Origin of the sequence: Mesorhizobium sp. M7A.F.Ca.MR.148.00.0.0 (genome assembly GCF_003997735.1) — a bacterium.
Lineage (GTDB): Bacteria > Pseudomonadota > Alphaproteobacteria > Rhizobiales > Rhizobiaceae > Mesorhizobium.
The window spans coordinates 1-335 of sequence record NZ_RZTB01000461.1 but is presented as its reverse complement, the minus strand read 5'-3'; the positions used below and the strand labels follow the sequence as shown (position 1 = coordinate 335).

At 62.7% G+C, this 335-nt stretch carries 1 protein-coding gene; it reads right to left on the bottom strand.

All coding sequences use genetic code 11. From position 1 onward, the window contains the following. The coding region (locus tag EOB49_RS34940; RefSeq protein ID WP_164781989.1) for an SMP-30/gluconolactonase/LRE family protein at positions 1-335 on the bottom strand (335 nt) is incomplete at both ends.

The following is a 335-nucleotide window of genomic DNA, read 5'->3' as shown; positions in this document are numbered from 1 at the left end:
AGATAGAACCCGCGCCTTTTTCCTCACCCTTGCCCATGGTACCCATCCACAAGGCGCCGCAGGGATGGACCCGGGAGTCGTTGGAGCGCGTGACCGGATTGTCGGCCTCGACAGGCGTGTGCAGCGTCAATTTGCCGGTCGCGACATCACGGACATAAAGGCCGGTTTCGGCGGCGATAAGCTGGCGCTTGTCGTCGATGATTGCGATGGCGCTCGCCATTTGGCCGAGCTCATGGACGGTGGCCGCGCCGCCGGACAGCTGCTTTTGCAGAAGCTGACCGTTGACGATGTCGAACCAGTAGAGCGTATCGGTGGCGGGATCGTAGCTCGGCCCC